8 protein-coding genes are annotated in these 7,718 nt (G+C 63.8%); 4 read left to right on the top strand and 4 right to left on the bottom strand.

The features are described 5' to 3' along the window. Together QMX78_RS10135 and QMX78_RS10130 are read left to right on the top strand one after the other, a co-directional pair. On the top strand, window positions 1–212 hold a 212-nt coding region (locus QMX78_RS10135), incomplete at its 5' end, for a Tn3 family transposase (RefSeq protein ID WP_282269028.1). Between the two features lie 318 nt (window positions 213–530). Next, window positions 531–2,591 (top strand): EAL domain-containing protein, encoded by a 2,061-nt coding sequence (locus tag QMX78_RS10130; RefSeq protein WP_282269026.1) that lies wholly within the window; start codon window positions 531–533, stop codon window positions 2,589–2,591. 3 nt (window positions 2,592–2,594) lie between these two features. Here the strand turns inward: QMX78_RS10130 and QMX78_RS10125 are convergent, their stop codons facing one another. After that, the gene (locus QMX78_RS10125; protein ID WP_282269024.1) at window positions 2,595–3,482 is read right to left on the bottom strand and encodes a LysR family transcriptional regulator; all 888 of its coding nucleotides are present in this window, start codon (window positions 3,480–3,482) and stop codon (window positions 2,595–2,597) included. A gap of 82 nt (window positions 3,483–3,564) precedes the next feature. Here QMX78_RS10125 and QMX78_RS10120 point away from each other — a divergent pair, with 82 nt between their 5' ends. Together QMX78_RS10120 and QMX78_RS10115 are read left to right on the top strand one after the other, a co-directional pair. Next, a complete protein-coding gene (locus tag QMX78_RS10120) occupies window positions 3,565–3,972 on the top strand; it encodes a CidA/LrgA family protein (RefSeq protein WP_282269022.1) in 408 nt (135 codons plus the stop codon). Then, the gene (locus QMX78_RS10115) at window positions 3,962–4,681 is read left to right on the top strand and encodes an LrgB family protein (RefSeq protein ID WP_282269020.1); all 720 of its coding nucleotides are present in this window, start codon (window positions 3,962–3,964) and stop codon (window positions 4,679–4,681) included. The genes QMX78_RS10120 and QMX78_RS10115 overlap by 11 nt, the downstream gene beginning before the upstream one ends. A gap of 17 nt (window positions 4,682–4,698) precedes the next feature. Here QMX78_RS10115 and QMX78_RS10110 read toward each other — a convergent pair whose 3' ends face one another. From QMX78_RS10110 to QMX78_RS10100, 3 genes are read right to left on the bottom strand one after another with little or no spacing between them, the layout of a single operon-like run. After that, entirely contained in the window at window positions 4,699–5,586 is an 888-nt protein-coding gene (locus QMX78_RS10110; protein ID WP_282269030.1) for a DMT family transporter, read from the bottom strand. Between the two features lie 32 nt (window positions 5,587–5,618). Further along, the gene (gene murB / locus QMX78_RS10105) at window positions 5,619–6,662 is read right to left on the bottom strand and encodes a UDP-N-acetylmuramate dehydrogenase (protein ID WP_282269018.1); all 1,044 of its coding nucleotides are present in this window, start codon (window positions 6,660–6,662) and stop codon (window positions 5,619–5,621) included. After that, window positions 6,659–7,714 carry a quinone-dependent dihydroorotate dehydrogenase gene (locus tag QMX78_RS10100; protein WP_282269016.1) on the bottom strand — a complete coding sequence of 352 codons (1,056 nt, stop codon included), beginning with the start codon at window positions 7,712–7,714 and terminating at the stop codon, window positions 6,659–6,661. The genes murB and QMX78_RS10100 overlap by 4 nt, the downstream gene beginning before the upstream one ends. Window positions 7,715–7,718 lie beyond the last annotated feature (4 nt).

Here is a 7,718-nt window from a genome sequence, read left to right as displayed (position 1 = left end):
CCAACATGATCATCCTCCACAACGTGGAAGGCATGAGCCGGACCTTGGCCGAGATGAGGAAGGAGGGGATTGAACTGACGCCCGAGATCCTGGCCGGCCTGTCGCCTTATCGGACCAGCCACATCAACCGCTTCGGCGACTACCATCTCGACCTTGATAGGGAAGTGGCGCCGCTGAGCTATACAGCGAAAGTCCTTGAACAGGCCCCATAGACGGGGAGATGCGCTATCGGGACAAGGCAATTATCATTGCGTTTCAATCGCTTAGGTGGTTTTTGGCCCTGTACGTAACGATTCCCTGCCGACCCTCAAGCGCGCTTGCGTTTCTATGCGCCACCGGATGTTGGACACCATTGCGATGTGTCACTGCGCTGTAATCGTTTTCCTTCGCCACGGCGTACACACGGTTTTCACTTCAGCGACGCCTGCTGTACTGCATGATGTTGCTGCGTGATCGGTGGAGGCAATGCATCAGGGGGAAGTGCAATGCTTTGGGACGAGGCTGTTGAACCGTCACCAGGGAGGGGGCGATTGACGGATTTGTATGTGCAGTTGCAGGCAGTGTTGGACGCATTGCCGCAGATGGCTGCGATGGTTCACGATGGCGTGCCCGTGCAGGCCAATCTGCGTTGGCGTGAGTTCTTCGGCAATGATGCGGCGCTGGGAAGTTCACGTGATTGGCTTGAGCGTGTGCATGCCGATGAGCGTGTGCTGGCGATAGCGGGCTGGCGCGAGTTCCTGCTGCATGGACATGCGCCCGCATTTGAATGTCGTCTGCAGGACGAGGCTGGCATCGAACATTGGTTCGAGGTGCGCCTGGGGAGCCCCGCTGCGGAGGTTCCGTTGCAGGCGGTAACAATGACGGATATCAGTGCCAGGCGTCGCCTGCGTCATTCTCTGGAGCAGAGTCTGGATCTGCAGGACCGGATGCTGGATGCCAGCATGGACTGCATCCAGGTGATAAACAGCGACGGCACGGTGCGGCACATGAATCGCTCCGGCTGCGTGGCATTCGGGCTGCCGCAGGACGAGCGCACGTTCGGAATGCAGTGGGCCGATCTTTTGCCTGCGGCTTTTCGCAACAAGGGACGGCGAGCATTGGCGCAGGCCGCGGGTGGGCGGGCGGCGCGCTTTGCGGGCCAGACCGGCAGCGAAGGCGCGCTTACGCAGTTCTGGGACAACGTCCTCACCCCGATGTTTGACGGGCAAGGACAGGTGAACGGCATCCTGTGTGTCTCGCGTGATGTCAGCCGACAGCAGCACGCCGAACGGCGGCTGCGGATCGCCTGCGAAATCGATGAGTTGACCGGTTTGCCAAATCGGCGCTCGTTCAATCGCAGGCTGCGGCTGAGCTTGCAGCGCCAACGTGAGTGCAATGGAACCCTTGGGTTGATGATCATCGACCTGGATCACTTCAAGCACGTCAACGACACGTTGGGGCATTCGGCTGGCGATCACCTGCTGCGGGTGCTGGCCAGGCGGGTTGCGGCGCACGTTTCCGACACGACGCTGGTCACGCGCCTGGGTGGCGATGAATTTGCGGTGGTACTGGAACACATTGCCGGTGAGGCGGAGTTGCTGCAGGTCGCCGAAGGCATCAGCTTGCTGGCGGAAAGCTCGGTGACCTTTGCCGGGCAGGTGATCAATACCGGGATGAGTATCGGCTGTGCCATGTATCCACGCGATGCCTGTGATCCGGCGGAGCTGTTGAAAGCAGCCGACACCGCCTTGAATGATCTGAAGGCCAACGGGCGCGGTGGTGTGCGTTTGTACAGTCGGCGGTTGATGGCCATCGCCGAGGAGGCAGCGAATCAACGCTTGATGGCGCGCCAATTGGTGCGCGACGGTGGCGTGGTGCCGCATTACCAGCCGAAGGTGAACCTGCAGGATGGTCGCGTCGTCGGTTACGAGGCATTGCTGCGTTGGCCTTGCGTCGAAGACAAGGGTATCGGTGAAGACTGCCAGCTTGATGAGGCGTTTCGCGACTATGAGCTGGCTTCCCGTCTGGCCGAGGCCATGCATCTGCAGGTACTGGCGGATATCCGTGCGTGGCAGGCGCAGGGCCTGCAGGTGCTGCCGATCGCGATCAATGCCGCGCCAGTGGAGTTCCTCCGTGACGACTTTGCCGAGATCCTGCTGGAGAAGCTGCAGCGGTTTGCCGTCGACCCGGTGTTGATCGAGCTGGAGATCACCGAGCAGGTACTGACCGATCGTGGCTCTGCTTTCGTTGCCCGTGCGCTGGGTCTGTTGAAGGAGGCCGGCATGCGGATCGCACTGGACGATTTTGGCACCGGGCATTCCTCATTGGCGCACCTGCGCGATTACCCGATTGATGTGCTCAAGATCGATCGCAGCTTCGTCGCCCGCATGGTGGCCGAGCCATCGATCCGCGCGATAGTCGAAGCGGTCGGCAAGCTTGGGCCGAGCTTGCGCCTTGATCTGGTTGCCGAGGGGGTGGAGAACGCCAGCCAGCGGCAGATCCTGATCGAGGCCGGTTACCGGATTGGCCAGGGTTTCCTGTATGACCGTGCGGTCGACGCTGCGCAGGTGGCGCAGCGCCTGCAGGGGGCGCCGAAGTTGTCGACGGCGTAAGTATCAATCGGCCTGGTTGTGCTGCGCCTCCACCAGCCGCAGCCAGGCCTGCGCGGCGGCGGACAGATAACCGCCGCGACGCCAGGCCAGCACCATTTTCCAGTCCAGCTCCGGCTCATCCAGCGGCACGATCATGACGTCCGCACGTGGGCGGGCGTTGGCGATCATGCGTGGCAGCAGGGCCACGCCCAGACCCGCCGCGACCAGCGCGACGATGAAGTCCGGTTGCCCACTGCGGGTGACTTCGCGCGGGCTGAAGCCGCGAGCCTGGCAAGCCTGGATGATGTGGCGGTTCAGCAGGAAGCCCTTTTCGAACAGCACAAAAGGCACCTCTGCCAGATCCTGCAGCTGCAGGCTGGCCGAACCCGCCAATGGGTGCTGGCGCGGCAGCAGCGCGACCAGCGGTTCGGTGCGGACCGGTTGCCAGTCCAGGTCGTCGGCGACCGGCAGCAGGCTGGCGGCCAGCTCGATTTCGCCGGCGCGCAGGCTTTCCTCAAGTGCCTCGCTGCCACGTTCGAGCACGCGCAACTCGATCTGCGGATGGAGCTGGCGGAAGCGTGCAAACACCGGCGCGAACAGGATGTCGCTGCCGAGCGAAGCCAGGCCCAGGTGCAGTTCGCCTCGCTGCAGATCGCGCAGTTCTTCCAGTTCGCGCAACATGTCTTCGCGTTCGCCGAGCAGGGCCAGTGCGCGGCGGTAGACGATCTGCCCGGCCGGGGTCAGCCGCACGCCATTGCGGGAGCGCTGCAGCAGCACTTCACCCAGCTCATCCTCCAACTGGCGGATGGCCTTGCTGATGGTTGGCTGGGTCGCGAATACCGCTTCGGCGGCCGCTGAAAAGCCGTCATGGCGGACCACTTCCACCAACATGCGTAGCTGCCTGATATCCATTCTTGAATGGAATCCTGTGGATGCAATCAATTCATTTTATTTATAGATAAGCCCGGCGTACATAGGAGGAATGGAAACCTTGGTGTCGTCATTGCGTCGCGGCCAACTGGGCCTGCGACGCGGGTTGCGCCGTAGCGCCGGCTTGCAGATCGGCGTGCTGGTGGTGATCTGGCTACTGGCGCAGGCGCTGATGCAGCGTCTGGGCGTGCCGGTACCCGCCGGTATCGTTGGCTTGTTGGTGCTGCTGCTGGCCTTCGCGATGCGCTGGTTGTCGCCGCGCTCGTTTGCGCGTGGTGCGCAGTGGCTGCTGGCGGAAATGCTGTTGTTCTTCGTGCCAGCGGCAATGATCCTGCTCGACAACCGGCAGATGTTCGGTTTGCTTGGACTGAAACTGTTGCTGGTGGTGGTCGGCGGCACCTTGCTGGTGATGGCAAGCACGGCGGTGACCGTCGAGCTGTTGCTGCGGTGGAGCCTGCGCCATGAAGCTTGAGGCGCTGATCCAACAACCGGGGCAATTGCGGTGGCCGGTGTTCTGGGCCGTGCTGACGGTGGCGGTCTACCTGCTGGCCAAACAGTTGTATCTGCGCAGCGGCAAGGCCTGGGCGTCACCGTTGATCACTGCGCCATTGGTCCTGCTGGGTCTTGCGTTGGTGTTGCACGCGAACTACCAGGACTACCTGCGTGGCACGCATTGGCTGGTGGCAATGCTGGGGCCGGCGACCGTTGCGTTCGCGGTGCCCATCCATCAGCAGCGGGCGTTGATTGCGCGGCATTGGAAGGTGCTGGGTGCAGGTGTGTTGGTCGGTAGCGGGGTGGCGATCGTCGCTGCGTGGGCGATGGCCACGGCCCTGCATCTGTCGCCGGAGCTGCGCCTGAGCCTGGCGCCGCGCTCGGTCACCACACCGTTCGCGATGGACGTCTCCGGGCGTATTGGCGGCATCCCCGGGCTGACCGCAGTGTTCGTGATCATCACCGGCGTCTGCGGCTCGCTGTGCGGGCAGGTGCTGCTCAAGCTGCTGCCGGTGCGCAGTGCGATGGCACGTGGTGCGCTGTTTGGCATGGGCGCGCATGGCATGGGTGTGGCCAAGGCGCGCGAGCTGGGCGAGAGCGAGGGTGCAATCGCCGGGCTGGTGATGGTGATGGCCGGTGTGTTGAACGTGGCCGTCGCGCCGTTGCTGGTGATGCTGCTGCAAAGCTGACGACGGCTGGGCTCAAGTCAGGCCGGGGTGTCGCCGGCCCGGGCGTTCTGCAGGATGTCTTGCCGACGCGCCAATACCGCTTCGCGGTGGGCGATGTAAGCGTTGGCGCCGAGGATGATCAGGGCGCCGATCACGGTCCAGCGGTCCAGTGTTTCACCGAACAGCAGCCAGCCCATGACTACCACCAAGGGCAGCTGGGTGAAGCTGATCGGGGTAAGAGCAGAAACTTCGCCCAGCTTGAGCGCGCGGGTCCACAGCAGCTGGCCCAGTGTGCCCATCACGCCGGTTGCCACCAGCCACAGCCAGGCGATGCCGGTCGGCCAGACCCAGACGAACAATGCCGGAATCAACGACAACGGCACCCAGAACACATAGGTGTAGAACACCACGGTATCCGGGCTGTCGACGCGGGTGAGCTGCTTGATCTGGATCGCGACCAGCGCGCTGAGCACGGCGGCCAGCACTGCGATCAGGCTGCCGAGTTCGAAGCTGTGGGCGCCTGGACGGACGATCACCAATACCCCGATGAAGCCGACAATCACCGCCGCCCAGCGGCGGAAGCGGACCGTCTCGCCCAGCCACAGCACGGCGGCGATGGTTACGAACAACGGTGTGGAGTAAGACAGGGAGATGGCCTGCGACAGCGGCAGGTGGCCGATGGCCCAGAAGCCACACAACATCGAGGCAAGGCCAATTGCGCTGCGCAGGAAGTAGCGCGGCAACTGCTGGGTACGCAACGGCGCGTGGCCCGGCCGCAGCAGCATCGGCAACAGCGCCAGCAGGCCGAAACTGTTGCGGAAGAACGCTACTTCCTGGGTGGGGACATAGGCGGTTGCCAGGCGGATGGCGATGGCCATCAGGCCGAAAGCCATGGCGCTGCCGAACATCAGCACGGCAGCGCGCATTGCGGTGGAGCGGGGTGCAGCCAAGGCAGTATTCACCAGCGGGCGCCAACCAGCCTTGGTTCGGGCTCAATCGGTACGCCGAACTTCTCCAGCACGGCTGCAGACACACGTCGGGCAAACGCCAGCAGCTCGGCGCCGGTGGCATTGCCGTGGTTGACGAGCACCAGGGCGTGGTTGGGCGAAACGCCGGCATCACCGTCGCGCTGGCCCTTGAAGCCGGCCTGCTCGATCATCCATGCCGCCGATACCTTGCGGTTGCCGACATCGTTGCCGGGGAACACCGGCAGCTCGGGGTAGTGCTGCTGCAGCACGTCGATCTGTTCCAGCGGCAGGATCGGGTTCTTGAAGAAGCTGCCGGCATTGCCGAGTACATCCGGGTCAGGCAGCTTGCGTTGACGGATGGCGATGACGGCATTGGCGACGTCGGCAGAGACGGGGAACTCAATTCCCATGGTCTGCAGCTCCTCGCGGATGCCGGCATAGTCCAGCTGCAGCTCGTGCAGCAGCGGCAAGCGGAACTCGACGGCGGTGATCAGGTAGCGATCGGCCTCATGCTTGAACAGACTGTCGCGGTAGCCGAAGCGGCAGGCTTCCTGGTCCAGGCGCACCCAGGCCTGTTCCTGCCGGTCCCAGGCCTCGACGATCTGGATGAACTCACCGATCTGGGCGCCATAGGCGCCGATGTTCTGGATTGGCGCGGCGCCGACGGTGCCGGGGATCAGTGCCAGGTTCTCAAGGCCGGACAGGCCTTCGTTCAAGGACCACATCACCAGTTCGTGCCAGATCACGCCAGCGCCCGCGCGGACGATGGTGTGGTCGGCGCGGTGTTCCAGTGCGCTGATCTCGCGATTTTCAAACACCAGCACCACATCTTCCGGATCGGCGGCCAGCAGCACGTTGCTGCCGCTGCCAAGCACAAGCAGGTCTGCCGCACCGATGGCGGCCAGCGCTTCAGGCAGGGCAATGGGATCGGCGATACGCAACATGCGCGGTGCACGGGCGTCGACATGGAAGGTGTTGAGGTGGCGCAGTGGAGCGTTCTCGGTCAACGACCAAGCTGGGGCGGCATTCGTCATAGCGGAGCGACGGCGCCTCCCGACGGGGATTCACGACGGCGACGGATCGCATTCACGCAGTCGCCGATCAGGCCAGGGCCCTGGAAGATCAGCCCGCTGTAGCACTGCACGAGGGTCGCGCCAGCTGCCATCTTGGCGACAGCATCCGCGCCCGAACTGATGCCACCGACGCCGATCAACGGTACCGACTCGGGCAGGCGCGCACGCAGGCGCCGCAATACCAGGGTGGATTGGCCGAGCAAGGGCGCGCCGGACAGGCCACCGATTTCCTTGGACAGTGGATCGGCTTCGACCGTGGGTCGGCCGATGGTGGTGTTGGTGGCGATGACGCCATCCACGCTCAGTTCGCCCAGTACGCGGGCGGCGGCATCGATGTCGCGGTCACTCAGGTCCGGCGCAACCTTGACCAGCATCGGCACGCGCTTGCCGTGCTTGGCTGCCAGTTGCTCCTGCGCCTCGCGCAGGCCGCCAACCAGCCGCCGCAATGCCTGCTCTTCCTGCAGTTCACGCAGGCCGGCGGTATTAGGCGAGGAGATGTTGACGGTGATGTAGTCGGCCAGCGGATAGACCTTTTCCATGCAGATCAGGTAATCGGACAGCGCGTCCTCGTTGGGCGTGTCCTTGTTCTTGCCGATGTTGATGCCGAGCGGGCCGGGACGATGCTTGACCGCCTCCACGTTCTTCACCAGTGCATCAACACCGAGGTTGTTGAAACCCATGCGGTTGATGATGGCGTTGTGCCGAGGCAGGCGGAACAGGCGCGGCTTGGGGCTGCCGGCCTGCGGGCGCGGAGTGATGGTGCCGATCTCGACATAGCCGAAGCCCAATGCAAACAGGGCTTCGATGTGCTCGCCGTTCTTGTCCAGGCCAGCGGCCAGACCAACCGGGTTGGGGAAGCTCAGGCCGAACGCCGGGGTGGGAAGCGGCTTGATGCGACCGGCAATCAGCGGCGTGGTGCCGGTGCGCCAGGCAAGATCCAGCGCGGACAGGCCCAGGCCGTGCGCGCGCTCGGCATCAAGGGTGAACAGGAAGGGGCGGGCAATGGAATACATAAGC

Origin of the sequence: Stenotrophomonas sp. PS02298 (genome assembly GCF_029959445.1) — a bacterium.
In the GTDB taxonomy this organism is placed as follows: domain Bacteria; phylum Pseudomonadota; class Gammaproteobacteria; order Xanthomonadales; family Xanthomonadaceae; genus Stenotrophomonas.
The sequence above is the reverse complement of the archived record's forward strand: the minus strand, read 5'-3'. Positions and strand labels throughout refer to the sequence as shown.